General features: G+C 35.3%; 27 protein-coding genes. 1 reads left to right on the forward strand and 26 read right to left on the reverse strand.

From position 1 onward, the window contains the following. Positions 1–24: 24 nt before the first annotated feature. The 15 genes from IAE51_RS04450 to IAE51_RS04520 all read right to left on the reverse strand — a co-directional run bounded on the left by IAE51_RS04450 (position 25) and on the right by IAE51_RS04520 (position 13,058). Complete coding sequence (locus IAE51_RS04450) at positions 25–393, reverse strand: DUF2255 family protein (protein ID WP_017864737.1); 369 nt, start codon at positions 391–393, stop codon at positions 25–27. A gap of 14 nt (positions 394–407) precedes the next feature. Further along, complete coding sequence (locus IAE51_RS04455; RefSeq protein WP_129880930.1) at positions 408–1,160, reverse strand: SDR family oxidoreductase; 753 nt, start codon at positions 1,158–1,160, stop codon at positions 408–410. 223 nt (positions 1,161–1,383) lie between these two features. After that, positions 1,384–2,757, reverse strand: coding sequence for an MFS transporter (locus tag IAE51_RS04460; RefSeq protein ID WP_017864738.1), 1,374 nt, complete (start codon positions 2,755–2,757; stop codon positions 1,384–1,386). Continuing rightward, positions 2,754–3,200, reverse strand: coding sequence for a MarR family winged helix-turn-helix transcriptional regulator (locus tag IAE51_RS04465; protein WP_003130017.1), 447 nt, complete (start codon positions 3,198–3,200; stop codon positions 2,754–2,756). The genes IAE51_RS04460 and IAE51_RS04465 overlap by 4 nt, the downstream gene beginning before the upstream one ends. A gap of 106 nt (positions 3,201–3,306) precedes the next feature. Further along, positions 3,307–4,146: a thymidylate synthase gene (locus IAE51_RS04470; protein ID WP_003130015.1), complete on the reverse strand. Its 840-nt coding sequence runs from the start codon at positions 4,144–4,146 to the stop codon at positions 3,307–3,309. Between the two features lie 95 nt (positions 4,147–4,241). Then, positions 4,242–4,694 (reverse strand): hypothetical protein, encoded by a 453-nt coding sequence (locus tag IAE51_RS04475; protein ID WP_129880932.1) that lies wholly within the window; start codon positions 4,692–4,694, stop codon positions 4,242–4,244. Further along, positions 4,691–5,293 carry a hypothetical protein gene (locus tag IAE51_RS04480; protein WP_129880933.1) on the reverse strand — a complete coding sequence of 201 codons (603 nt, stop codon included), beginning with the start codon at positions 5,291–5,293 and terminating at the stop codon, positions 4,691–4,693. Before IAE51_RS04480 ends, IAE51_RS04475 begins: the two co-directional genes overlap by 4 nt. 32 nt (positions 5,294–5,325) lie before the next feature. Then, entirely contained in the window at positions 5,326–5,892 is a 567-nt protein-coding gene (locus tag IAE51_RS04485; protein ID WP_226319274.1) for a hypothetical protein, read from the reverse strand. 88 nt (positions 5,893–5,980) lie between these two features. Further along, complete coding sequence (locus IAE51_RS04490; RefSeq protein WP_051880132.1) at positions 5,981–6,550, reverse strand: hypothetical protein; 570 nt, start codon at positions 6,548–6,550, stop codon at positions 5,981–5,983. Beyond that, the gene (locus IAE51_RS04495; protein ID WP_003130008.1) at positions 6,537–7,184 is read right to left on the reverse strand and encodes a hypothetical protein; all 648 of its coding nucleotides are present in this window, start codon (positions 7,182–7,184) and stop codon (positions 6,537–6,539) included. Before IAE51_RS04495 ends, IAE51_RS04490 begins: the two co-directional genes overlap by 14 nt. 3 nt (positions 7,185–7,187) lie before the next feature. Beyond that, complete coding sequence (locus IAE51_RS04500; protein ID WP_129880935.1) at positions 7,188–9,632, reverse strand: cell wall anchor protein; 2,445 nt, start codon at positions 9,630–9,632, stop codon at positions 7,188–7,190. A gap of 179 nt (positions 9,633–9,811) precedes the next feature. Continuing rightward, positions 9,812–10,858 (reverse strand): zinc-dependent alcohol dehydrogenase family protein, encoded by a 1,047-nt coding sequence (locus IAE51_RS04505; protein WP_168784482.1) that lies wholly within the window; start codon positions 10,856–10,858, stop codon positions 9,812–9,814. A gap of 111 nt (positions 10,859–10,969) precedes the next feature. Further along, positions 10,970–11,239 (reverse strand): bacteriocin immunity protein, encoded by a 270-nt coding sequence (locus IAE51_RS04510; protein WP_200094846.1) that lies wholly within the window; start codon positions 11,237–11,239, stop codon positions 10,970–10,972. Between the two features lie 59 nt (positions 11,240–11,298). Beyond that, the gene (locus IAE51_RS04515) at positions 11,299–12,006 is read right to left on the reverse strand and encodes a hypothetical protein (RefSeq protein ID WP_017864744.1); all 708 of its coding nucleotides are present in this window, start codon (positions 12,004–12,006) and stop codon (positions 11,299–11,301) included. Positions 12,007–12,122: 116 nt separating this feature from the next. After that, positions 12,123–13,058 carry a dihydroorotate oxidase gene (locus IAE51_RS04520; protein ID WP_033901048.1) on the reverse strand — a complete coding sequence of 312 codons (936 nt, stop codon included), beginning with the start codon at positions 13,056–13,058 and terminating at the stop codon, positions 12,123–12,125. A gap of 140 nt (positions 13,059–13,198) precedes the next feature. On the opposite strand from IAE51_RS04520, the gene msrA reads away from it, so the two are divergent. Then, positions 13,199–13,750: a peptide-methionine (S)-S-oxide reductase MsrA gene (gene msrA / locus IAE51_RS04525; protein WP_003130680.1), complete on the forward strand. Its 552-nt coding sequence runs from the start codon at positions 13,199–13,201 to the stop codon at positions 13,748–13,750. A gap of 9 nt (positions 13,751–13,759) precedes the next feature. Here the strand turns inward: msrA and IAE51_RS04530 are convergent, their stop codons facing one another. The 11 genes from IAE51_RS04530 to IAE51_RS04580 form a co-directional block, all read right to left on the reverse strand. Continuing rightward, positions 13,760–14,734 (reverse strand): Gfo/Idh/MocA family protein, encoded by a 975-nt coding sequence (locus IAE51_RS04530; RefSeq protein ID WP_129880937.1) that lies wholly within the window; start codon positions 14,732–14,734, stop codon positions 13,760–13,762. 25 nt (positions 14,735–14,759) lie between these two features. After that, entirely contained in the window at positions 14,760–14,942 is a 183-nt protein-coding gene (locus IAE51_RS04535; protein WP_021722729.1) for a hypothetical protein, read from the reverse strand. Positions 14,943–14,948: 6 nt separating this feature from the next. After that, positions 14,949–16,820, reverse strand: a complete 1,872-nt coding sequence (locus IAE51_RS04540; protein ID WP_168784481.1) for an ABC-F family ATP-binding cassette domain-containing protein — start codon at positions 16,818–16,820, stop codon at positions 14,949–14,951. 76 nt (positions 16,821–16,896) lie between these two features. Continuing rightward, the gene (locus IAE51_RS04545; RefSeq protein WP_081043120.1) at positions 16,897–17,871 is read right to left on the reverse strand and encodes a LysR family transcriptional regulator; all 975 of its coding nucleotides are present in this window, start codon (positions 17,869–17,871) and stop codon (positions 16,897–16,899) included. A gap of 97 nt (positions 17,872–17,968) precedes the next feature. After that, positions 17,969–19,045: an iron-containing alcohol dehydrogenase family protein gene (locus IAE51_RS04550; RefSeq protein ID WP_003130693.1), complete on the reverse strand. Its 1,077-nt coding sequence runs from the start codon at positions 19,043–19,045 to the stop codon at positions 17,969–17,971. Positions 19,046–19,147: 102 nt separating this feature from the next. After that, entirely contained in the window at positions 19,148–19,693 is a 546-nt protein-coding gene (locus IAE51_RS04555) for a hypothetical protein (RefSeq protein WP_021722725.1), read from the reverse strand. 114 nt (positions 19,694–19,807) lie between these two features. After that, complete coding sequence (locus tag IAE51_RS04560) at positions 19,808–21,232, reverse strand: C69 family dipeptidase (RefSeq protein WP_153242202.1); 1,425 nt, start codon at positions 21,230–21,232, stop codon at positions 19,808–19,810. Between the two features lie 115 nt (positions 21,233–21,347). Further along, positions 21,348–22,544, reverse strand: a complete 1,197-nt coding sequence (locus IAE51_RS04565) for a CCA tRNA nucleotidyltransferase (protein ID WP_058204326.1) — start codon at positions 22,542–22,544, stop codon at positions 21,348–21,350. A gap of 218 nt (positions 22,545–22,762) precedes the next feature. Continuing rightward, on the reverse strand, positions 22,763–23,299 hold the full coding sequence (locus tag IAE51_RS04570) for a GNAT family N-acetyltransferase (protein WP_021722723.1): 537 nt from the start codon (positions 23,297–23,299) through the stop codon (positions 22,763–22,765). Positions 23,300–23,347: 48 nt separating this feature from the next. Next, positions 23,348–24,130, reverse strand: a complete 783-nt coding sequence (dapB, locus tag IAE51_RS04575) for a 4-hydroxy-tetrahydrodipicolinate reductase (RefSeq protein ID WP_003130702.1) — start codon at positions 24,128–24,130, stop codon at positions 23,348–23,350. A 100-nt stretch (positions 24,131–24,230) separates the two neighbouring features. Beyond that, positions 24,231–25,076 carry a DegV family protein gene (locus IAE51_RS04580; RefSeq protein ID WP_200094848.1) on the reverse strand — a complete coding sequence of 282 codons (846 nt, stop codon included), beginning with the start codon at positions 25,074–25,076 and terminating at the stop codon, positions 24,231–24,233. Positions 25,077–25,086: the final 10 nt, after the last annotated feature.

Below are 25,086 nucleotides of genomic sequence, written 5' to 3' on the forward strand. Positions count from 1 at the left end.
TAACCTCCAAATTTTTTAATTATTTTATCTTGTGCTTTTTCCAAGTTCCTTCAAAAATTTTAGGCGCATCACTGTCGGTCTAAAATTTTTCTCCCAAGCAGGATCCCAGCTATAACCTGAACGTTGTCGATAAGAATCAATAAATTTATCAATATTTTCTTTATCTGTTACAGGTTCAAATTCCACTTGATAGACTTTCCCGTCAATGTGAATTTGACCCTTACGTGAAATCATTGCCGAATTCCACCAACTTGATGCCGTTCCGCGACCTGCTGCTACCGCTAAATCATCATCAATATAAGCAAACCAAATCCAAGCAGGACGATGTTCTTGCGGGTCTGGGCTAATATAAATATCTTGTATCTTAGAAAACTTTTTGACATCAATTTTCATTATTTCTCCTTTTCTTACCAAGGTTGTGTTGTAGGTCCAACAGTAAACTCGCTGACGTTAACGTCTTCAGGTTGTTCAAGAGCAAAAGCAACAATGCGAGCAATTGCCTCTGGACTAATCCCATATTGTTCATAAAGAGCTGTCATTCCTTCTGCTGCTTCTTTGTCAGTGATTGTATTCAGTAACTCAGTATTTATAGCAGCCGGATAAATAGTAGCTGTCCGAATATGAGTTCCTTCTTGAGCAGATTCCATTCGGAGTACCTCCATTAATTCACGAACCGCCCATTTTGTTGCCCCATAAACACCACCATTGGGATATGCTTTTAGGCCAGCAACTGAACTCGTTGTGATAACATGTCCTGATTTTTGAGCTGTAAATTCAGGCAGTACAGCAGCGAGCCCATTAAGTACACCTTTTAAATTAATATCAACCATATTTTCCCATTCTTCAACATGAAGAGCTGATAAAGGGGAACTTGGCATGATTCCTGCATTCAAGAAAATAGCATCAATTTTGCCAAAATTTTCTTTCGCATATTGTACCAACTTTTTACTATCTTCTGGATTAGTTACATCTGTCACTTGATAGATTGCTTGTCCACCAGCCTTTTTAATTTTATCAGCCAGCTCCTGCAAACGATTTTCACGCCTTGCTGCTAGTACAATTTTGGCTCCTTTTTTAGCAAGTAATTCAGCAGTTGCTTGGCCAATACCGCTTGAGGCTCCTGTGATTAAGACGACATTGTTTTCAATATTGTTTGACATTTTTTCTCCATTCATTTTTAACTTCTGTTTTCATTATATTCCTTGAAGTTCACTTCAAGTCAACTCAAAAGCTTCACATTGCTTTATCTTTTCGATGATTTTATTATAAAATATTTTTTACCTGCCGTGAAATGCTTTTTATATCAATAATTATGCTTTTTAAGCATACTATATTAAATTATAAAAAAAGCTTCGTATCATTACGAAACTTTTTTAATCAGATTTATTTTATCTTCTTGTTCAAAATCAAAGTATAGAAGACAAAATTAAGCAAAGCAAGACAAAGGAAAAACATAAATACATGTTGAGTTCCTGTTGTTAAATTACTTGATTTTGTTGCAATAAGACTAGCTGTAGCCGTTCCTGCTGACGCTGCAAATTGAGAAGTTGTAGTAAACCAAGCATTACCAGAGGCAGCTTTATCATGAGGAAGTTGAGCTAAACTATTGGTCATGGTTGTTGCAAAACTTGAAGAACGACCGATTGTGAATACAACATAAAGTCCCATCACACCCAGTAAAGTCAGGTTCTTAGTAAAAATCGTTAATAAAACAAGAGCGATAAAGAATACAGTATTTCCACTATATAAAATCCCCTTGGCCCCTTTGCGGTCATAGAGCGCACCAATTGGACCTTGTGCTGCTGAACCAATTAATGAACCAGGCAATAAAGCAAAACCTGCTAATGTACTTGTAGCTCCTAACGAAACTTGTAAGAAATTAGGAATGATAAAGTTAATTCCCAAATTGACAAATTGTAAAATACAATAAACTAGGACAGACAAAGTAAAAGTTGGGCTCTTAAAAACATTGATATCAATAAAATTCAATGTACTTGTTTTTGAACGCCAAATAAAAGCAATCAACCCCAAGATAAAGACCACTAACCAGATCCATGAAAAATGAGCACTTGAAAGTGAATCTAAAGCTAAAAGAGCGCTGGTCATTGCTAATGACAAAAATATAAAAGCAATAAAATCAAATTTGCCTGGACGTTTTTTTTCACTTTTCTCAATAGCCCAAGCTCCTAAAGGAAAGAGACAGATTGGGATAATCAAAATAATTGCAAAAATCATTCGCCAACCTAAAGTCCCTGTTAAAAGTCCACCATAAGTTGGTCCAAGTGCTGGGGCAATACTCAAAATCATCCCAGCAAATCCCATCCAAAGTCCTACTCTCTCACGCGGAATTTTAGTTAAGACAAGATTAAACATCAATGGAATGGCAATACCAGTCCCGATTCCTTGAATTAAGCGTCCCGCCATTAAAATAGTAAAATTCGGAGAAATTAAACTCAGTAAATCTCCAAGGGTAAAAAAGATTAGTCCTGAAAAAAATAAAGTCCTATTTTGAAAGCGTTGACTAATATATGAACTCGTTGGCATAACAATCGCAACAACTAATAAATAAGCGGTCGTTACCCACTGAACCGTACTCAGTGGAAGTCCGAAGGTCTTTTCAAGCGTTGGAAACGTGACATTCAAACTTGTTTCTGCTAATATCCCCATAAAAGCCACAAGGGCCACGGCGACAATTGAAAAGCGCGTTTTCGCGCTAATTTTATGATTGGCTGTATTTGTTTCTAATTCTGTGTTCATTCTTTTCCTTTCTGCATGCTAAAATTATTAAGAAATTTTTCAACTGCAGCAATCTCCTCTGCTGACAAACCCGCCAAAGCTTTTTGATTATGACCTTGGATATATGTTCTAATTTCAGGTAGATATTGTTTACCTTCTTCAGTTAATTCAACTGATTTTTGACGAGCATCTGTTGGGCTCGCTTTTCTCTTAATCAACTGCCGTTTTTCCATACGTTGCAAAATTTCCGTTGTTGTAGAACGTCGGATATTAAATTCTAATTCAATCATCGTCTGACTGATTTCTTTTCCTGAGTCTTCTTCACTCTGGTTTCCAAGAAAATCTAATATTGACATTTGCTGACCCGTCAAATCAAGCTGAGCTGCAAAATTATCAAACTCTCGTGACATTTGATTGCTGGCAACTTTTAAAAGTCGTCCAATTGCTTCTTTTTTAGTTCGCATACGAATTATTATAACACAATCTTTTTTGTTCGTCAACGAACAATATTTAAATTTTTATCAATAAAAAAGTTACTGACAGTGTTCTTTCAGTAACTTTTTGGTTAATCTAAATTGCCAAATCAAATTTTAATTGAGGTTTTACCGGTTCATAGTCCACAAGCTCAAAATCTTCTGGTTTAATATCGAAAAAGTTTGTTCCGTCAGGAACATTAAGCACCAAACGGGGCTCCTTGTCAGAAGCTGTTCGCTTAACTAACTCATTTGCCTGTTCAAACTGATTATCATAAATATGCAAATTATTTACGAAATAGAAAAATTTTCCAACTTTCCAAGAAAAATGTTTTGCAATCATCATTTGTAAAGCAACATATTGCATGGCATTGATATGATGCGCAACAAGCATATCATTTGAACGTTGAATAAGAGTCGCATCCAAGTAAATCTGACCATCTTGTTCACGGCGAACATCAAACATTGTTTGGAAAGCACAAGGCAAAAGTCCTTCAGTTTCCTCAAAATCTTCATATTGCCAAAGATTAATGATATTACGGCGATTCCAAGGATTTTTTGCTAAACCATCCAATAATTTTCCAATAATATTATATTTTTTGACTGTTGCCCCATAGCGTTGTCCAATCGTACCGTCGCCAATTCCCCATTCGCCCCAGTATTTGACTCCATATTTTTCTTCAAGAATAGCAAGTTCACTTGTTTGATCTTGATAAATCCACATCAATTCTTTAATTGCCGATTTAATTGGAATTGGACGCAAAGTGGTAATTGGAAACTCACCTTTTTGCAAATCATAAGTAACGAAAGAGCCTGTTACATACTTACTATTTGCGGTTTGACCATCCTTATACTTGGGACGTGCATTTTCTGAAAAAACACCGTTATCAAGGATATTTTGGATATTTTGTTTAAAAATCTTGTCTGCGTAAGTCATGAATCTTCCTATCTTTTTATTCCTTTCATTATAACACAGTCTGCTATTTTGATTCAATAGCATTTATCAAATATTTACTTGTAAAAAATAAGATACTAATTTGTATTCTTTCTTCTATTATCAAGAATATCAGGATAGAGTTTTCGCAATTTTCTCGCTGACAATAGTGCAAAAATAGCAGCTAAAAATTGTAAGATAAGCGTCACCAATCCCAATAAGACCCCCACCGTTAACTCCAAAAGATTATGCGCCTGATTTGCAAAAATAATCAAAACAACACCAATAACACTCAAGATATTAAGACCATATACTAAAATCGAAGCAATACTTTTTATTTTTAATTTATGATTTTGGGTATGAAGCGCAATCGCATAAATTAAAATAATTAAACCAAAACCTAAAGTTAAATATTGGTCTGTAATAATTTTTGTTATTTGTAGCAAAAAAATGATGAATACAGCGATAATCCAGATTCCAAGAAAGATATTATATTTATATGCTTTTTGAATCACTTCTTTTTCTTTATTTTCGTCAATCTCTTCTTTCATTTTTCAATTTCCTGTTCTTTTTTTAATTCCATGAGAGCTAAAGTTCTAAATTTTCTTGCCCTCCTGATGTAAATCCAGTAGATATACACAAGTAAATTCACAAGAATTAAATCAGTAATATAGATTAACCAAAGTTCTATATCTCCTGAGTCGATGTAAAGACCGGCTAACGTTATCCCCACACTTCCACAAATCACAGCAAAAACTATCAGAATGATTTCCCCTGTTTTACTGTCCTGCATTTGATAAAGTTTTTCTACCTTTTTACTATCTTCTAATTTTTCAAAGTTTCTGTAATTAAAAAAGTTTTCCGAAAGATATAATAAAATTCTCGCTAGGACAAAAGATAAGAGTACACAGACAACTGTTGTCAAAATCATCCATCTTACAGGAGAAATAGTGATAGAATGCTGCTCTGCAAAATTCATCGCAGATGCTGGAAATGCTCCTGATAATACTAGAACAGGGAGCATACCCATACCCGTCATTTTTTTATTACTCTTTATAAATAGTTCTTTATTTTTATAATTATAGCCATATCGCTCATCCGAATTTCCACCAATATCAACAATAATTTTATTTCTATGTTCTTCTTTCATTTTTATTTCTCCATAGATATCAATGTCCAGAGTCAAAAGATTCCTTCTTTTTTCATCTTCCTAAGTAGTTTGTAACGCTTAGGAATTGTTATGATGAATGTTGTTGAAATTGAACTTAAAATCATCATTACGACAAGGGCAACTAAAAACATGACATTAGTATAATCAATAAAATAAATTGACATAACTACCATTACCAGAGGCGCAATCCAAGCAACTACGTAAAATATTGATGCCCTATAAATCCTATTGAACAGATAAGCATCATATGATTTATCAATCTTTTTGACAATTAGTCTACCACTAGAGATTATCCTTTTGTTTCTTTTAATTTGATAAATTGGCAGAAAAATGGAGGAAATAATGATGATAAGCCACATTAATAGTACAACTATAAATTTATTTTCAGGGTTAATCATAAGAATATTTCCTTTAAAAATTATTCCCAAAACAGTGGCTATCGTCCCAGATACACCCACCAACTGAGGAACATTAATTGTTTTTTGTTCTGAATCGGTAAATAATCGGTAGGTTTCAGTATCAATAAAATAATCAACACCCTCATTTGTCAGTAGAAATATTTTTTCTGAATTTTCCATTACCATTTTCTCCGTTTAAACCAATATCAACCATATTTTTATTTCTGTATTCCTCTTTCATTTTTTTCCATAGACATCATGTTCAGAGTTAAAAGATTCCTTCTTTCTTCATTTTTCTAAGAAGTTTGTAGCTTTGTGGAATATTCAGAGCAAAAGGAACCGCCAATGAGCTGAGCATTGTTGCGAGTATCATACAGACGAAGAACAACATATTACCATTTCCTACAAAATAGAAAGAACCCATAATCATTCCTATAGGGGCAAGAAAAGTGATCGATAATAGATAGCTCGCCTTATAACTTCTGTCCAATAGCCCCTTATCCTCTTTATTTCTCTTTTTTAAAATTAACTTTTCGCCCATATTTATCTTTTTCTTCTCTCTTATCACTAAAATTGATAATAATATGGCCGAGGGTATTGCAATTCCCCACATAATGGCGAGAATTATTAGATTGTTTCTTGGATTTTCAAAAATATTATTTCCCTTGGATACAATCCCCAAAATTGTCGCAATACTTCCAGAGAATGAAACAAGTTGTACCCCAGCGGCTGATTTGCTATTAGGCGAAGAACGGGTATATAACTGATAATTTTCTACATTGATATAGTAATTAACCATATTTTCAGTACGAAGATATATTATTTTAGTTTTTTCCATTACCATTTTCTCTTGTTTTTTTCTCCCATTTATCAACAATCCTTTCTTTTTTAATTGCCAAAATTAAATATGGAAAGAGTAAAGTGAACAGAAAAAATACAATACCATATAGAATAAACAGTCTAGGTTCTGAAGTTGTAACATATAGTCCTCCAAATATTGGAGTTAAGATTAAGAAAAACAAACAGATTAATATAACTATCCTAATATGCTTTTTCACTTCTCTAAGTATCCTCAACTTTTTTTCGGGCACCAACACAATAGCTTTGTATTTCCAAGCTTTTAATCCTCTATCCAAGTCTTTAAATCTTGGATAATCAAACATTCTCTCAACAAAATATAAAAGAGAAGTGATAAGAACTGTTAAAATAACCATTCCTAAAACTAAAGATATTTTTACCAGATAAGTTGGTGAAGAAATAATCGATTGTGCTAACACTCCAAGAACAGTTGCTAGAATCCCTGAAAATTGAGCAAAATTTTTCCTCTGATTTGAAGAAGAATTATTAATCTCAGTTTTTATATAAAAAAGCTGAAAGGTCTGTGTATCAATGTAATATCTCTTCCCAACTTCTTCATATAAAAATTGTTTATGAGAATCAAAGATAGAACTTTTCTTTTCTATATTTACCATTATCTACCTCCTTCTTTTTTTAATTTTATCGTAAATAAAATCAAAACCAACACCAAGAGCCGCACCTATTCCAATTCCAATAATTGTACCAACCCCAGGAGCAAGAGCAGTCCCAAGCATTCCTCCAATTTCTTCTGCAACATATTCACCTGCTACATCTCCCACCGCACTCAGTCCAGCATGAACAGCCGTTTTATTTAGAGCATCATTTGCATCCTCTCCCGATACAATCTGCGTCCCATAGTCCACAAAACTACTTATTTGCCAAGGAGCAAATCGTGTCACATTTTTTAGGCTTTCTCCCAAACTAGAAGACCATACACTTTCTCCAAAATTCAAAAGTGAGTTATCTTCTTTATCCGTGGAATAATTTACTTTAGATGAATTATTCCCACCTTCTTCTGCTACAAGTTGAGCTTCTTTAGAATAATAAGCAGATTGTGGGACATAATTTGGATAGTAAGCTCCGCTAGAACTACTATATCCACCTGATGAATAAGCATAACCTCCAGAGTAAGAGTAGCCTCCACCATAGCCATAACTATCATAAGTTGGTGCATAATAAACAACTGGCGGAATATAATTCGGCACATACTCGTAACCATTGGCATAATAAGTCGTCGCATAAGGATTGCTCGTGTTGTAATAAACAATCGGTGGAACATATTTGTAGTAAACGTTTAGCGTTTCATCATGTTTCGGATAAAGTCCAGACCGCGTCGTGCTTCCTTCGATATAGTAATTGCCAAAGTTATAAGGCACATTGACCGAATAAGAATGTCCATAAAGCCCCGTGGTGGATTCTTGACCGAGATAAACCCCGTCCATACCATAGTAATCATAAGTGACGGTACTTTGGATATGATAATAATCACTAACATTTATCGTGTTTCCTTTGGTCGTTTGGTTTTGCCAACCGTATTGATAATGCGGAAAATTACTTACTGGAACATTCCAAGAAACATTTGGAAACCAGATAAATTGGTGCTGTGGCACAATCAATTGATTGTTTTCATCGGCGTCGTAATAGTTAAGATAAACGATATCTCTGACTTGGGTGGTTAGGTGTGCTTGAAGTGCTGAGCCAAAGAGGTCATAGCGAACCCCTTGTGAATATTGATAAGAATCTCCACTACGAGCGGGTGCTGGACTATAAAAATCATAGTCAAAGTTTGACAGAAAACCGACACCCAGATAACCACCATAAGGTAGACTAGCTTGACCGTTCAAGTCGATATCAGGAATTGTTGTATCATAAATAACACCACTTGAATCTGTCGCAAGATTAGTGGTCTTTGGAATGACCGTTAAAAGGTTGGCAAGATTGGTCTTGACTCCTTGTGCCATATCAATATCCGTTGTGATAAATGAGGTGAGGACAGGGACTTGAAAGTTTGTATTATGTGCCACGATTTGATAGTTGATATTGACGTTATTTGCCCCAAAATAAAGAGCGACAATTGAGTTTCCGTCGGAATTGGCAATGTTTTGTTCACCTGTAAAAGCCAATCCAATCGGACAGTCAGACGTACTTTCTGAGGGGGCTTGCCAGCTTGATTCATCTGTTGAAATGACTTTGTAGATCAAATCTAGATTGGTTCCGGCGAGGGTCCTTCCAACATTAGTAATTCGGCCAGAATCTCCTGCATTCATAGTATAAGTGGTCGCAGGTATGGTCGGGCCATCCGTTTGTCCAAAGTTTTCAGTACTGATTTGACCTGTTACCTGACCTGTGATTGGAATAACCTCTGTATTTGCCGACCAATGAAGACCATCAGGCGTTAAAAAGTTATTTGGCACAAGATTATTAGCCTTGATTGTAATATTGATACCATCTAGCGTGGACGGACCCGTAATATCATTAGCGACTGAACCTGTCGCAGAAATCGAGCTTATAATAGGATCTTGACCATTGGCTTGGCTGGCAATTGAACCATTTGTGAGAGCAGGATTTATGATTGTTCCGCTCGCCGATAGGCTTGAACCAATTGTGACATTTGCTTTTGATGAATCAAGAGGAACACTTGGGGCTTTTGAAGTTGAGGCGTTTATTTCCGAGCCTGAACTGGTCGAACTTGCAGTTTCTAACGAATTATAGCTTATTTCTACACTTGAAGCCTGAGCCGAACTGGTTGAAGATGATGAAACTGAACTGGCGCTTAGGGTTGTGCTTGCCTGCGAAGTTAGTGAGTTTGCCTCTTTAGTTTGCATTTCTGCCTGTGAACTTTCTGTATTTCCTTCGGTTGTCGAATCAGACGCGGCAAGAGAAGAATTTACAGTTGGATTGGTGACAGCTTCAGTTTGACTTGGTGGGGTAACAGCCGAATTTTCATCAGCCTTTACTGCTAAAGGGTGACTAGTCACTAACAAACTTAAAAGAATTCCAGTGCTAAGTAACCAAAATTTACTTGATGACTTCATCTGAAAGTGCTTTTTCTGATTTTCCAATGCAAAACCTCCTTTTAGTGAATGTTTTTTGTTTTCTGATTATTTAACATTATACGCTTAATTAGAAACTTTGGTAAAAATAAAGTAATCATTTTAACTTAATTTAAAAACAAGACTTTCAGAATACAAAAAAGCCCACCAACTTTGGTAGACTTTTGATTTATTTACTATTTTCTTATTTATCCCTCTGAAATTCTCAATAGAGATTTAATTGCTGTACGTTGATCCATTGCTTCATATGCTTTTTGAATTTCATCTAAGCTAAATTCTGCTGTAAAGACACGGCCTGGATTGATCTCCCCACTTAAAACTGCTTCAAGTAAGATTTCCTTATCCCAGCGTGCGACAGAGGCTACTCCACCTCCAAGTTGAATATTTTTCCAAAAAAGAGAATCAATCCATTCATTGTAATCAACATCATGAGGAACTCCCACACGACCTACTCGCCCTCCTGCTCTTACCGCTTGAAAAGCAGATTCAATTGCTTGTTTTGTTCCGACACATTCTAAGGCAGCATCTGCACCATAACCATTGGTTAAGAACATTATTTTTTGAATCGCTTCTTCACCACGTTCAGCAATAATATCTGTTGCACCAAAGTCACGCGCAAGTGCTGCACGGTCTTCATGGCGACTCATGGCAATAATCCGTTTTGCTCCTAAAAGTTTAGCTGAAATCACTGCACAAAGTCCAACCGCTCCATCACCAAAGACAACCACTGTATCACCTTCATGGACATCTGCTGCTTTAGCTGCATGAAAACCTGTAGGCATGACATCAGCTAAAGTCGTCAATGAAGCCAACTGATCATCAGAATAATCACTTGGTTGGCCCGGGATTTTGACAAGTGCACCATCAGCATTAATCGCCCGATAGAATTCTCCTTGATAGCCGCCATTCACACCATCTTTTGCATTTGGACAATTGGCTTCAAAGCCAGCCAAACAAATTGGACAGTGTCCACAACCGTGCGTAAAGGGAACAATGACAAAATCTCCTACTTTAAAGTTTTTAACTCCGGTGCCTACTTCTTCAATCAGACCAATAGCTTCATGCCCTACCGGTCCAGGTTGACGTTCAGAAATCCCACGGAACCACCATAAATCGGAACCACATACGCAGGCACGAACAATTTTTATGATAGCATCTGTTTCTTTTACAAGTTGCGCTTTGGGAAATTCTCTAACTTCCATTTTATTTTTTTCGACAAAATAAGCTAATTTCATTTTTGTACTTCCTTTTCTTTTATTGAATTCATTATAAAATGAATTTTACTTTTTTTAAAATACTTTTTTAAAAACTCCTTATGCTTTTAAAGCATAAGGAGAACTAAGGGCTTATATAATGCCACCAACTCCTCGACCAAAGAGTTTGCTGCTGGAAATTTTTTGATAAAATTCAGCGACCTTTGGTGTAAGATTATAGCGTAACGCCAGTGGTCTTAAGGTCACTTCTAATTTTGCTAACTCATCTGCAAGTTGACCTTGATTTTCTAATTGAACTTTCGTATGAAGTAAACACTGGCGTTCCCAGTCACGAATATTTCGGTCTAATATAAGATTATAGAGTTCATTTAAAATTTCTTCTTTTTCAAATGTTTTATTCATGACCTCATTATGCCACGAATTTATTTCTAAGGCTACTAAAAACGCTTACGATTTTTAAATTATCGTTTTTTGGTCAAATTCATATTTGGATAGTTTTTGAGAATTCTGCGCAAATTATAATGTTTTAATTTTAGAGGTTTATTTTTAAGTAATTCTAATACTTTTATCCGATTTGCTGCTGTTTCATGGTTTGCAAAGAGATGTTTAAGACGAAATTCTTTGATTGCTGCATTTTCTTTGTCAGAATCATCAATCATAGCCAAGACTTCTTTTTTGGTTGAAATCGTAAAAATAAATGTTGAAACAAGGTCAGCCAGAAAGATAATTAATATCAAAATCACACCCCAACTGTGGGTTAATTCATTAAAATCATGAATCCAATTTTGAACAGGTGGATTAACTAATTTAATTAAGATAATACAACCTACACCCCAAAATAATGAAACGGGAACAGCTACTCTTCCTTCAATATTGAAAGGGAGGGTTGAGTAGTCCCATAACTTCATATTAAAGAATTTCTCTAAAATCCAACTTCCAATGAATTCAACGACTGTCACAATCACAATCGTATTAAGATAAAGGCTGAATAAATTTCCAGTATCTGGAACTAAAAGTAAGACGGCAGAGACGCCAAAACCATAAACAGGGCAATAAGGGCCTAATAAAAAACCTCTAAAAACAAAATGCCGGTCTTTAAATGAGCAATAAAAGGTCTCCCATATCCAACCAATAAAAGAATAAACGATAAAAGTCATAAAAATTTCCATATATTTCTCCTTGTTTGTTTAATCTTTTACATTATATCATCTCTTTTAGTAATTTTTAAATTTCATTTATAAGATAAGAAAAAAGCTGTTTAAATTCAGCTTTTTATGATAATTTTTTATAATGATTTTAATTTTCCATGGAAATCAGCAATTGATTGATAACCTTTTTTATCCATAATTTCTTCTAATTCTTTAATGATTCGATCAAAAATTGTAGGGCCTTCTTTGTGTAAAGCTGTACCAATTTGAAGCATTGTAGCTCCACATAAGAGGTGTTCAAAGGCATCTTGTCCTGTTTCAATACCACCTGTTCCAATGATTTGAATTTCAGGTTTGAGTCGAGTATAGAAAGCACGAACATTTGCAAGCGCTGTTGGTTTGATGTATGCTCCACCAATTCCACCAAAACCGTCTTTAGGCTTAATAACTACGCTTTCTGCTTCTGAATCAATAAAAAGTCCATTCCCAATACTATTGACTGAGTTAACATAAGTCAATGGAAATTGATTGAGGATTTCTGCCATGATATCAAAATGAACGAGGTCAAAATAAGGAGGAAGTTTTACACCTAAAGGCTTTGTGAAGAAGGCAAAAACTTCTTTTAGGAGTTTTTCAGTAGCTTCAAAATCATAAGCAAGCTGTGGTTTCCCAGGGACATTTGGACAAGAAAGGTTCAATTCTGTAATTCCTGAAAAATTACTTTCTTGAATTTTCTTAAGCATAGCGATATTTTCTGCTGCGCTCATCCCAGCAATGGAAAAGAAGATGGGCGCTTCTTGAGCCTTTTCTTTTTGATTTTTTAAAACATAATCTAAGTAGTAATCAAACCCTAGGTTAGGCAGGCCCATAGAATTAATTGAGCCTAATTCTAAGTCAACATAACGTGGGAGTGGATTACCTTCTCTTTTTTCTAATGTGGAACTTTTGGTGATATAGGCCCCTGCTTGAGAGGCTTTTAATTCTTCTAAATCCTCAGTTGTCATACAATGGACTCCTGAAGCGTTCATGAATGGATTAGCGAATTCCGCATTTGCAAAAGTTGTTTTTAGCATTAAAAAATCGTTCCCCTTTTCTATTTTTAACTATTCTATCACAAAAAAGTCAAATTCAAAATTTTTAAAGTTCGAGTCAAATGATGAGGTGGCATTTTTTTCACATGATATAATTAAATTAGAGCAAATGGAGGTGTAAAATGAGTACAGAACGAGCTATTTTTGCTGGTGGTTGTTTTTGGTGTATGGTTGAACCTTTTGAAGAACGTCCAGGTATTTTGGCTGTAACTAGTGGTTATACTGGTGGACATATCGAATACCCTACTTATGACCAAGTCCTCTCAAAAGCTTCTGGCCATACGGAAGCAGTTGAAATTTTATTTGATAATGAATTGATTTCTTATGATGAACTATTAGATATTTATTGGTCATTGATTGACCCCACTGATGCTGACGGACAAATTTATGACCGAGGTGCAAATTATCGTCCAGTGATTTTTGTTGAAAGTGAAGAACAAAGAATTGCTGCTCAAAAAAGTAAAATTGCCTTAGAGAAATCTGGAATTTGGGATAAACCAATTGTTGTTCCGATTGAAGAGGCAAAAACTTTTTGGCCAGCTGAAGAATATCATCAACAATACTATAAAAAAGATCCTAAACGTTACCAAGCGATGCACAAAGCACGTGAACGTTATTTAGCCTTACAACGTTTTAAAGGGAAATTTAAATTTTTAAGAAAAAACACTAGATAACTAGTGTTTTTATTTTATATTTGGCCACTCTTTACCAAACCATTCTTGGTATAGGTCTTCCACAATTTTGACTGTCGTCATTGTCATTTCTGGGGAAAGTTTTTCACTTTTTTTCTTGCCCTTATTGATTAGTTCAGCAATTTCATCAATCTCATAGCTGAATTCACTTGGCATTGGATGAAAAAATTCTTCAACCGTTCCATCATTTTTAATAAGACTGGCTTGGTTTGATTTCCAATAATTTGGAACTGAAATTTCTCCTTTTTCACCGTAAATGATAAATGTATTTGGTTTATCTAAGCGCGTGCTAAGTGAAATATTAATCATAATTTCTGCTTTTTTTAAGAGAATTTCGTAATCTAAATCTGCTTTATTTTCTTCAGAAGACCAATAAATTCCTTTTGCTGCATCAAAACCTGTTCCAAATAAGAATTGTAAGACAGAGAGTGGATAGCTGGCATGCATGATAAAAGCGCCGCCGCCTTCTTTTATGTCTAAGGCCCAGCTCTCCCGGTTGGTATGGGGTCTGAAATCATTTATTGCAAGACGAGATATTTTACCAATTTCATTGGCATCAAGCCATTTTTTGATTTGGGCCATCACAGGTAGGAAAACAGATTTTTGAGCTTCCATCAAAAAAAGATTTTTTTCATTTGCTATCTTGAATAATTCCTGACTTTCTTCAAGAGTCAAGGTAAATGGTTTTTCTAGAAGTACATTTTTACCTGCTTCTAAAGCCATTTTTGCTTGAGGATAATGTTGTTTATTGATGAGTGGAATATAGATTAAATCAATTTCTGCTGCATTTACTAAGCTTGCATAATCATCATAAACTTGTGGAATTTCTAATTCCAAAGCGGTTTTTTGTGCTTTTTCTTTATTTCTGGCGGCAATCCCAGTAACTTCAGCTTGACCACTCTCTTTTACACCTGCTACAAATCTTGGAACAATTTTAGCGGCACCCATAATTCCGATTTTTAACATTTGACTTCCTCTTTCGTCTCTGGGTTTAAATACCAATAATCACGGTATCTACGGTTTCAACTCCTGCAGTGGTAACACGGACTCTGGCCAGATTTTCTACTGTATTAACATCAAAAAATCGTTCACCACTGATATCGTTTTGAATGATTTTTACAGTTGCTTCTGCCGGAAATTTTTGTAAGGTTTCAATAAGTTCTTGCGTTGTCATAATGTTTTAGTCAGCCCTTTCTGATAGATATTCCCAACGTTCATATTTTTCTTCAAGTTCTTTTGTTTTGTTGTCTAGTTCTTTTTGTAAATCCAGTAGGAGTTCTGTATTTGAACCATTTTCATTCATTTCTGTGTCAATCTCAGAAATTCGCTCTTCGATTTCAGCAATTTGACTTTCAATGGTTTCCCATTCTTTCTTTTCCATATAGGTCAGTTTCGTTTTGTCAGTATTTTCAGTTTTGTCAGTACTTATTGGACTTTCAATTTTACTGACAGCTTTGTCAGCAGATTTTTCTTCCATTTTGACAGCTAAATAGTCACTGTAAGCACCAAAATAATGATTAATTTGCCCATCTTCAAAGGCAAGTAATTCGTTGCTCACTTTATCTTGGAAATAGCGGTCATGAGAAACTGTCAAAACAGCACCCGGAAAAGAGCCTAGGAAATTTTCAAGCACGGTTAAGGTTGCAATATCCAAGTCATTGGTTGGTTCGTCAAGCAAAAGCACATTGGGTTGTAATAATAAAATTTTAAGTAAATAGAGTCGTTTTTTCTCACCACCTGAAAGTTTAGAAATCAGTGTTCCATGACTACTTCTTGGGAAGAGAAACTGCTCTAATAAATTAACAATTGAAATATTTTCACCGCTGCTGTTATGCGCAGCAGATGCAACTTCTTCAAGAAAGTTAATCATGCGTTTATTTTCATCAAGTCCACGAATTTCTTGACTGAAATAACCAATTTTGACTGTTTCACCAATTTCCAAAATCCCGTCAGTTAATGCTAGCTCACCATCAATGATATTGAGTAAGGTCGATTTTCCGACGCCATTATCACCAACAATCCCCAAGCGCGAATGCCCTTGAACGATTAATTCAAAATCTTTAAAAATTGGTCGGTCAGGATAAGAAAAAGCGGCATTTTTAAAATTAATTACTTTTTTCCCTAAGCGACTGCTCGCAATGTTGAGTTCTAAATCTCCTAGATTTTTACTAGTTTTCATAGAATCTTTAAGGTCTTCAAAGCGGTCAATCCGTGCTTGTTGTTTTGTAGCACGCGCTTGAGGTGATTTACGAATCCAAGTTAATTCAGATTGATAAAGTTGTTTTGCCTTGTGACTTTCTGCGGCTTCTCTTTCTTCATCTTCAGCTTTTTTTGCAAGATAATCTTGATAATTTCCTTGGTATTCTTTAAGCCCCGCATCTTCAAGTTCAAAAATTCGTGTTGCAACATTATCTAAGAAATAGCGGTCGTGCGTGACAAAAAGAACGGTTCTTCGAGAATTTTTTAGATAATTTTGCAACCAAGCGATGGTTTCAACATCGAGATGGTTGGTTGGTTCATCAAGTAATAATAAATCGGAATCATTGACTAAAGCTTGAGCCAATTGAACCCGTCTTTTTTGTCCACCTGAAAGGCTTTCGATTAGAGTGGCGGAGTCAGGAAGTTGAAGTTTAGTCAAAATTGTTTTGACATCTGCTTCTACTTGCCAAGCATTCAGAGCATCCATTTCTGATTGGGCACGTTCTAACTTAGCTAAATTTTCATAATCTAAAAGGGCTGCTTCGTAATTTTTAATTGCTCGCATTTGCGGAAGCGAATCATCTAAGACGGTGTCTAAAATTGTAGCTTTTGGATTAAAATCAGGTTCCTGAGTAAGGTATGTAATTTTATAATTTTGTGGATGATCAAAAGGCGTACGGTCTCCATCAAATCCTGAAAGTCCTGAAATAACATTTAGGAGCGTTGTTTTACCCGTACCATTAACTCCCAAAAGACCAATTCGGTCAAGATCATGAATGATAAAATTGATTTTGTTGAAAACCGTTTTTTCTCCAACTGATTTACTTAAATTTTGTGCGATGAAGTCTGCCATTTTTCGTCCTAATTTCTCTTATATTACCTATGATTATACCACAAAAAAGCCTGTCAGTAATGACGGCTTTAATTTTTTACTGACAGATTTCATTTGATGAGCTGTCAGTAATTTTTTTACCTTCACGAACGTCAAAAGGATGTACAATTTTTTCCAATTCTTTTAAATAAAGTTCAGCCTGATTGGTCAATTGAAGTTCACTTAGTGAGATCCAACCAATCTCAATATTATCTTCCACTGCTAAGGGAATGGCTACAATATTGTCACCATTCAAGTCTTGACTGACAATTCCAGTTGAAATTGTATATCCATTTAATCCAATCATCAAATTGAAAATGGTGGCTCGGTCTCCTACTTTAATGTCTTTTTTAGCATAAACCGTAGATAAAATTTCTTCTGAAAAATAGAAAGAATTGTGTTCTCCTTGTTCATAGGATAGGCGGGGAAATTCTTCTAAATCTTCTAATGTTACAAATTTTTTATGAGCTAAAGGATTTGTTGAACTGACAAAGATATGCGGCTCCGCCAAGAAAAGTGGATGAAAAGTTAATCGATTTTCTTTTAAAATCTTATCCATAACATTTGCATTGTATGAATTTTTATAAAGAATTCCTAACTCACTGCGCAGTGACTTTACATCTTCAATAATTTCATAAGTTCTAGCTTCTCGCAGAGTATATTCGTATTCTCCAATCCCCTGACTTTCTGTTTTTTTGACCATATTGACAAAGGCATTCACTGCAAAAGCATAATGCTGGGTCGAAATCGCACAAAGTTTTCGAGAGGGCTTTCGATCCAACCACCGTGTTTCCAATAAATCAGATTGTTCTACAACTTGTCGTGCATATCCCAAAAACTCTGCACCATCTGCTGTCAGCGAAATTCCTTTACTTGACCGTTGAAAAAGCGACAAATCAACTTCCACTTCAATATCTTTAATCGCCTTTGACAATGAAGGTTGTGTAATAAAAAGAATTTCAGCAGCTTGATTAATTGAACCCACTCTGGCTACTTCAATAAAATATTTGAGTTGTTGTAAACTTATCGTCATTCCTTTTTCCTTATTTCATTTTTGACCTTGAAACTTTGATTCTATTTTTCAAAATTTCTGTCAGTAACTTTTAGATTCAATGATAGAATGTCAAACCTTATTTTTTGCTGACAAGAGCTTCTAAGGCTTTGATGGCACTTATGATTTTTTCGTCAGTAACTTTTGAATCAATCAAACGATAAGATTCTACAGGACTGGCTGCAAATTTTGCTACTGCTTGCAATTTTTCCAAATCAAATGGCAAATTAATTTCTGCTAGAGAAGCAGGTAAATGATTTTCCTTATAAAATGGCAAGAGTTTTTCAATTTCTGAAGTATCTCCCGTATAAGCCAATTGTACCAAGACTCCATAAGCGACTTTTGAGCCATGTAAAATAGGATGTGTCTCTGAGCAAAGTGATAGGCCATTATGAAGCGCATGAGCCCCTGACATCCGTCCATAAGTCCCAGCAAAACCTCCAACTGTTCCTGAAAGTTCAATGATTGTATCAACAATTCGCCCAAAAGCTGGCGTCACTTTCTGTTCAGCCAAATCATTAAGTGCTGCTTTAGAATCAGCAAATAATATTTTAAAAATTTCCTTTGCACTCGCAAATCCCAAACGAACTGAGGCTGAAAGTTCTTCCTGTGAAACCTGACGAACGATTCCTTCCATTTCATACCATTTGGCGAGTGTATCTCCGATTCCAGCAACAAAATAATCATGAGGTGTTGCCAATAAAAAATCATAATCAACTAAAGTTAAATAGCTCACTTTATTTAAATAACCCACTTTATCAAAAGTATGGTCAGGGTGATAAAGAGCTGCAACCGGTGTGTAAGGAGCACAATTAGAAACCAAGGTCGGAATAATAATTAACTCACAGTTTAGCTCCTGGGCTACAACTTTACAAGTATCAATCAAACGCCCTCCGCCAATTGCAAGAAGGCCATCGGATTGACCAATTTCTTTGGCCAGTTTTTTCCCATTTTCGATAGAGGCCGAGCCATCATAATGAAAAACAGGATAACTTAAGTCTTTAGGATAAAAATCTTGAAAAACCTGAAAAGATTTTTCCCCAGTAATTATCGCAAGTTTATTAAAAGACGCAAGATAGCTTTCTAAATCTTGCAAAATTCCTTGACCACTCACATATCTATTGGCTCCGGGACGTACTTCTTCTGAGATATTCATAATTTTCCTCCTAATTAAGTAATTATTAGAATATTCTATCACTTAAGATTCAAAAAAACAACATTTAACTGAATAAATGTTGTTTTTTTGTAAAATCCAATTTTAAGCACTATAATTCAACGTTTTGATGACATTCCCCTTATCATCAGTCAAATCAACTTGCAATTTAGGTTGAGCAACCCCAGCTTTTTTCATTGAATCTAACACTTTATCCGCTACTTCTTCAACTTGGTCACCACTTGCTAATAAAAGGGCGCCAACGGTTGCTTTATTGAGTTTAGAGGATTCCAAGGTGTAAGTCACTTTAGAGCCAGTGCTCGTTGCTTTTGCTGAACTTATCATTCCTTGCGATTGACTCTTAATTACATCTGCATTTTCATTTAATTTTGTGGCAATAGCTGATGGTGTTGCCGATCCCATTTGACTCACTGCATCAGTCACACTAGCTGAGCCTTCTGAGCTTCCTGAACTTCCTGAGCTTGGTAAAAATTTAGCAGCAATATTATCCGTTTGACTTGAAATGACTTGACGACCAATCATGACTACTCCAAAAATAATTAAAGCAAAAAATATAACAATGGATAATAAAATCGCAAAAATTTTACCTCCTCGGCCTTTTCTCACTTTTTTACTTTTTCTAGAATTCATTTCTTTCCCTTTTCTATTTTTGAGACTTATTTAGTATTATACCATTTTGTACTTTAAAGAAAACTAAAAAAAGTAGCTTTTCAACTACTTTTTTACAATTTTTTTTAAAATAAATTAGTCATTAAAATCAAAACGCAATTTCATATTAGCTGAACCAAGAACGACCATACGTCCCAAAAGTTCCGTTTGTGCTTTAAACGCCGCCTCTGCTAATTTTTCATTTGCTTGAGTCAAATAAGCAATTTTATCTTCAGCTGTTTCAAAATTCTTATCTGTCTCATTTTGAATTTCATGGAATTTTGCCATGGTATTTAATTCAAAAGTATTTCGTAAATCAACAAATAAATCATAATTAGAATCACCAAGAACAGCTGTTGTTGCGCTCAACCAGTACATATTTGTTGGATCATATTCTCCCTTAGCATCACGATAAGAAGCTGGCGTATCATTAATTGCAGTGTAGAATGGTACAACATGATTGAAAGTGTTTGCTCCAAAAGCAAGCCATTGAACTCCTGCTAATTCATCAGGAACATTATTTCTAACTTGCAAAATATGAACACTATGATTACGATTTATTCCAATTGGACGGAAAAGTTTTCTTTCTTCTGGACTATTTGTGCTGCCGTAAGGATCATATTTTGTATTTTCAAAATGACTTGATAAAACAAATTTAACATCTTCAACAGTAATTTTTCGACTGGCTTCACAAATGAATGGAAGTTCTTGATTTTGTGGATCTTCAGATGGATTCCCCAAGAAGTTTTGACCATACCAAGTTCGTGGATTATTATAAACAGAATCTTTGATTGAAGATGAACCAAAGATATGACGCAAATTATAATGACTTTCATAGCCTTCAAAATCAGGATTTAAATGATTTGCGTCAATTAATTGTTTCAAATCACTTGAACACATATAATCATCATTATCAAATTTGAATTCATCAATATTCATTCGATTTGGCGCTACAACATAAGAATCATCAGGAATACGAACTGCTGCCCAATGATGACCACCGATTGTTTCTAACCACCAAACTTCTTCTTTGTCAGCAAAAGCAATCCCGTTTGGCTCATAAGTTCCATAAGTCTTAAGTAATTGTCCCAAACGCTCAACCCCCTCGCGAGCACTTTTAATGTATGGCAAAACAAGTGTTACAAGGTCTTCTTCACCCATCCCATTTTCCACATAAGGATCAAGACCCAAGATTCTTGGATTAGTAGTAATTGTTTCTGTTGCAGACATCGCAACATTAGCACTATTAATCCCAGCCGCTGGCCAAATTCCTTCTTTTAAAACAGCATTTGGCGTTGATGTATAACGTAATGGATTTTCAGGTAAATCTAATTCTAAACCAGATAAAACAGCTTTATAATGACGAGGTTGTTCTTCAGGTTGAATCACAATAAAGCGTTGTGGATCCAAAGCTTCGTGTCCATCATCATTACGAGCAATCATGGTTGAACCATCAATTGATGCTTTTCTTCCCACAAGAACTGTTGTACATGAGCCTTTACGGCGATTTTCAATTTTCATTTATTTCTCCTTTATAATCTATAAAATACATTACTTAGAAACCAAGAAATTGTATTTATTATAAATACTAAATTTCAATTGGTTATTTGCCAAAATTTCTGTCAGTAAAATTTAATCAGAGCATTTTTTTAACTTCTGCAAAAATAGCAGCCTGCTCATTTTTCAATTCATTTTTGACAATTTTTTCTTCAATAATTTTTAAAATTTTACCAAGTTCTGGACCAGGTTCAAGCGAAAATTCTTCCATTAGATCTTTTCCAGCAATGACAATCTCTGATTTATCATGAATTTGAAGTTGGTTATTAATAGTGACAGCTTGTTCTCTATCAATCTTCAAACCATAAGCCACTTTCAATTCATCAACCAAAAGCACTTTTTCTAAACCAAAATGATAAAGACTCATCAAATTCCAAGAGTCAAGTTCATAAGCTGATACAAGGTCTGCTACAAATTTTGCAAATTCATTGGACACTTTCCATTTTCGCAAAAATGTTTTCACATCAATATTGGAAAATCTGGTCAGTAACGCTGCCCATGCTTGCTCAGAATTCTGAAAATGGAAATCTACTGACAAGTCTGTCAGTACTTTTTTCAAGGCCGAATCTTGCAAATCTGGTAAATATTTATAAGCCCCTGATTTAAGCAGTAAGGTCAAACCATTTCGCCAATCCTGACCTAACAACAGCTTATCAAATTCAATAAAAATTCGTTCAACTGAGATTTTTTCCAGTAAGTGAGCCGACTCACACATGGCTAAGAAAGTTTTATTTTCAATTTGAAAGTCTAAAGTTGCTGCGAATCGCATGGCCCGCATAATCCGTAAAGCATCTTCATTAAAACGTTCCAAAGCGCTACCAACCGCTGTTAGTCTACGTTCCTTCAAATCCGTCAGTCCATCAAACAAATCAATAATTTGCCCATTAACATCACAAGCAAAGGCATTGACCGTGAAGTCACGACGTTTTAAATCCTCTCGTAAATCTCTGACGAAATCCACATGATCTGGCCGTCTGTAATCTGTATATTTTGATTCTGTCCGAAAAGTAGTAATTTCATAATGTTCAGCTTCTGATTTTCCAGCTAAAACAAGTACTGTTCCATGTTCGATTCCCACATCAATGGTATAAGGAAAAATATCTTTAATTTCCTCTGGATATGCACTTGTTGCAATATCCACATCGTGAATCTCTCGCCCAAGCAATATATCACGTACAGAACCTCCCACAAAATAAGCTTCAAACCCATGCTCGATTATTTTTTCTAAAACCGGCTTGGCCTGTACAAACTCCTCGGGTAATTTTTCTAATTTCATATCTATTATTTTATCATTTTTTAAACAAAAACGGGGCATAGCCCCATTGTACACCTTAAAATTTTACTGACAGAAAGTTTATACAGACCTGTCAGCACTTTTAGCTCTCATCAATTTCTGTCATAAGCTAGTTCTTAAGCTTTACCCTGTATCATTCACCTGTGAATTTGTCTGACGCTCTGCCAGATTAACCCAAGCAATCCATCAGTAATTTTATCCTATTGTTCTTCTAAATTAATCCAGTAACGACAAATTTCATCACCATCAATATCTACAATATTTTCCAAAATACCCGCATTTGCTTCAATACTTTTTCGACTTGCCAAATTTTCTTTGTCAGCAGAAATCATGACCTGAGAAATTTTACGTTTCCGGTATTTAGGAAGAGCAAATCTGACCATTTCTTCAGCAAAATGATGTCCTCTAAAATCAGGAGCCACACCATAACCAATATGACCACCCCATTCTAACAAAATTCCTTTTTCGATTTGCCAACGACAAGAAATTTCACCAACGATTTGCCCATTAATAAAAGCAAAATATTTAGTTGCTGTTGACCAATCGGGATTTTCAGCAAAAGTTTCTTCTCTATGAGTTTTTTCCACATAGTCCGAAAAATTTTCCAAAGAAAGCTCCGCATAAGCTTTAACAGCATCGATTTTAAAAGGACTTGTATCTGTTGCCCAATTGGCAATATAAACCATAAAAGCTTCTGCATCACTTAATTCTAATCTACGAATCTCTAATTCACTCATAAAATCCCTCACTAATCATTCGGTCACAATCTATTTCGTAAGTAAATATTATAAATCCAAAAAATGTTCCAAACCATATTTTAACTCAGACACCGTCATTACCTTACGAATTCCCAAAGCAATACCGGTCATGAAACTTGAACGATCATAAGAATCATGACGTAAAGTCAGCCCTTCACCTTTTGAACCAAAAATAACCTCTTGATGAGCCACCAAACCAGGTAAACGAACCGAATGGATTCTCATTCCTTCAAGATCGGCACCACGAGCACCAGCTAAAGCTTCCTTTTCATCCACTGCCCCTTGATGATGAGCCAAACGTTCCTCAGACATCAATTCTGCTGTCTTCACAGCAGTTCCAGAAGGAGCATCTTTTTTCCCGTCATGGTGCAATTCAATAATTTCCACATCTGGGAAATATTTAACAGCCTGCTTAGAAAATTGCATCAATAAAACCGCACCCAAGGCAAAATTTGGTGCAATAAGACCACCCAATTCTTTTTCTCTAGAAAATTTAATTAAATCTGCCACTTCATCATCGGTAAACCCAGTCGTTCCAACCACTGGTCTAAAGCCATTTTCTAAAGCAAAACGAGTGTTCTTATAAGCCGCTTCAGGAGCCGTTAAATCTAGCCAAATGTCAGCATCAAATCCAATCAAATCCTCTTTTCGACTAAAAACAGGAACTCCAAACGCTTCTGAGACTTCTTCTTTCTTTCCTAATAAAGCCACAAGTTCAAAATTTTGAGCATTAAGAATCATTTGTACCGCAGTAGCTCCCATTTTTCCACGAAATCCAGCAACAATCACTTTAATTTTATTCAATTTCATCCCCCATTCATTTATAAAGAAATTAGTATTTTATAGAAGTAGCTATTATTTTTATTATTCAGAATATTTGTTTTTAGATAAAAACACGTAAAAACGTGCTTTATTTTTTTGGTGAAATACCGTAAGCCACTGTATTCAGGCCCAAATGAGTTGCGATAACAGGCCCAAAAGTGACGATTTCCACATCATCAAAACCTTGAGATAAAGCATAATCATATAACTCTTGTGCCCGATCTTCAGCTCTAGTATGAATAACATAAACTTTGTAGGCCAAAGGATCTTTGGCATCTTTTAACAAAAGTTCCTTCATCCGGCTCATCGTTTTTTTCACAGTCCGAACTTTTTCAAAAACTTCAACCTTACCTTCAGTACTAAAAGTTAGCACAGGCTTAATATTTAATAAAGTCCCAAGCACAGCTGCACCATTAGACAAACGCCCACCTTTTGCTAACCAATGTAAATCATCGACAAGCATATAAGCACGGTCACCGTCTCTTTGTTCTTCAAACTTTGCGATAATTTCTTTAAATTCGACACCAGCTTCTGCCAAATCCAATACTGTTTCCACCATATAGCCCAACGGACTTGAGGTAATAAAAGTTTCAGGAAATACTACTTTCATTTGCTCATATTCACTTTGTAAGTAAAAAATATTTTGGTAAAATCCAGAAATTGCTGCTGGCAAAAACAGACCTAAAACATGAGTATACCCTTGTTTTTCTAAGTCTTTTAAAAGTCTATCAAGTTCAGCAACTCTAGGTTGCGAAGTTTTAGGTACTTCTTGGGCCTCCGCCATAAGATCGTACCATTCTTCATGAGAAATTTTTTGCAAATCATAATCCACTCCATCAATGGAAATTGGAATATCTAAGACAAAAAGATTTTCGTAAGTTTTATATTTTTCAGCAAAATCTGCCGAAGAGTCAGTAATAACAGCTAATTTCATAAATTCTATT

Source organism: Lactococcus sp. S64 (assembly GCF_016516525.1).
Classification (GTDB): domain Bacteria; phylum Bacillota; class Bacilli; order Lactobacillales; family Streptococcaceae; genus Lactococcus; species Lactococcus lactis.

What these genes read in the sequence shown, in the direction of transcription:
- IAE51_RS04560 (WP_153242202.1), bottom strand. Translation starts at nt 21,232, where the DNA reads ATGAAAATTGAAAATCGCCGTAAAGGCTCATGTACAACAGTTCTTGTG.
- IAE51_RS04570 (WP_021722723.1), bottom strand. Translation starts at nt 23,299, where the DNA reads ATGAGTGAATTAGAGATTCGTAGATTAGAATTAAGTGATGCAGAAGCT.
- IAE51_RS04450 (WP_017864737.1), bottom strand. Translation starts at nt 393, where the DNA reads ATGAAAATTGATGTCAAAAAGTTTTCTAAGATACAAGATATTTATATT.
- msrA (WP_003130680.1), top strand. Translation starts at nt 13,199, where the DNA reads ATGAGTACAGAACGAGCTATTTTTGCTGGTGGTTGTTTTTGGTGTATG.
- IAE51_RS04480 (WP_129880933.1), bottom strand. Translation starts at nt 5,293, where the DNA reads ATGAAAGAAGAACATAGAAATAAAATTATTGTTGATATTGGTGGAAAT.
- IAE51_RS04515 (WP_017864744.1), bottom strand. Translation starts at nt 12,006, where the DNA reads ATGGAAATTTTTATGACTTTTATCGTTTATTCTTTTATTGGTTGGATA.
- IAE51_RS04520 (WP_033901048.1), bottom strand. Translation starts at nt 13,058, where the DNA reads ATGCTAAAAACAACTTTTGCAAATGCGGAATTCGCTAATCCATTCATG.
- IAE51_RS04465 (WP_003130017.1), bottom strand. Translation starts at nt 3,200, where the DNA reads ATGCGAACTAAAAAAGAAGCAATTGGACGACTTTTAAAAGTTGCCAGC.
- IAE51_RS04580 (WP_200094848.1), bottom strand. Translation starts at nt 25,076, where the DNA reads ATGAAATTAGCTGTTATTACTGACTCTTCGGCAGATTTTGCTGAAAAA.
- IAE51_RS04475 (WP_129880932.1), bottom strand. Translation starts at nt 4,694, where the DNA reads ATGAAAGAAGAGATTGACGAAAATAAAGAAAAAGAAGTGATTCAAAAA.
- dapB (WP_003130702.1), bottom strand. Translation starts at nt 24,130, where the DNA reads ATGAAATTGAATAAAATTAAAGTGATTGTTGCTGGATTTCGTGGAAAA.
- IAE51_RS04565 (WP_058204326.1), bottom strand. Translation starts at nt 22,544, where the DNA reads ATGAAATTAGAAAAATTACCCGAGGAGTTTGTACAGGCCAAGCCGGTT.
- IAE51_RS04470 (WP_003130015.1), bottom strand. Translation starts at nt 4,146, where the DNA reads ATGACTTACGCAGACAAGATTTTTAAACAAAATATCCAAAATATCCTT.
- IAE51_RS04455 (WP_129880930.1), bottom strand. Translation starts at nt 1,160, where the DNA reads ATGTCAAACAATATTGAAAACAATGTCGTCTTAATCACAGGAGCCTCA.
- IAE51_RS04530 (WP_129880937.1), bottom strand. Translation starts at nt 14,734, where the DNA reads ATGTTAAAAATCGGAATTATGGGTGCCGCTAAAATTGTTCCAAGATTT.
- IAE51_RS04495 (WP_003130008.1), bottom strand. Translation starts at nt 7,184, where the DNA reads ATGGTAAATATAGAAAAGAAAAGTTCTATCTTTGATTCTCATAAACAA.
- IAE51_RS04510 (WP_200094846.1), bottom strand. Translation starts at nt 11,239, where the DNA reads ATGAATAAAACATTTGAAAAAGAAGAAATTTTAAATGAACTCTATAAT.
- IAE51_RS04545 (WP_081043120.1), bottom strand. Translation starts at nt 17,871, where the DNA reads ATGACGATAAGTTTACAACAACTCAAATATTTTATTGAAGTAGCCAGA.
- IAE51_RS04535 (WP_021722729.1), bottom strand. Translation starts at nt 14,942, where the DNA reads ATGACAACGCAAGAACTTATTGAAACCTTACAAAAATTTCCGGCAGAA.
- IAE51_RS04555 (WP_021722725.1), bottom strand. Translation starts at nt 19,693, where the DNA reads ATGAATTCTAGAAAAAGTAAAAAAGTGAGAAAAGGCCGAGGAGGTAAA.
- IAE51_RS04540 (WP_168784481.1), bottom strand. Translation starts at nt 16,820, where the DNA reads ATGGCAGACTTCATCGCACAAAATTTAAGTAAATCAGTTGGAGAAAAA.
- IAE51_RS04550 (WP_003130693.1), bottom strand. Translation starts at nt 19,045, where the DNA reads ATGAATATCTCAGAAGAAGTACGTCCCGGAGCCAATAGATATGTGAGT.
- IAE51_RS04505 (WP_168784482.1), bottom strand. Translation starts at nt 10,858, where the DNA reads ATGAAATTAGCTTATTTTGTCGAAAAAAATAAAATGGAAGTTAGAGAA.
- IAE51_RS04490 (WP_051880132.1), bottom strand. Translation starts at nt 6,550, where the DNA reads ATGGAAAAAACTAAAATAATATATCTTCGTACTGAAAATATGGTTAAT.
- IAE51_RS04485 (WP_226319274.1), bottom strand. Translation starts at nt 5,892, where the DNA reads ATGGAAAATTCAGAAAAAATATTTCTACTGACAAATGAGGGTGTTGAT.
- IAE51_RS04460 (WP_017864738.1), bottom strand. Translation starts at nt 2,757, where the DNA reads ATGAACACAGAATTAGAAACAAATACAGCCAATCATAAAATTAGCGCG.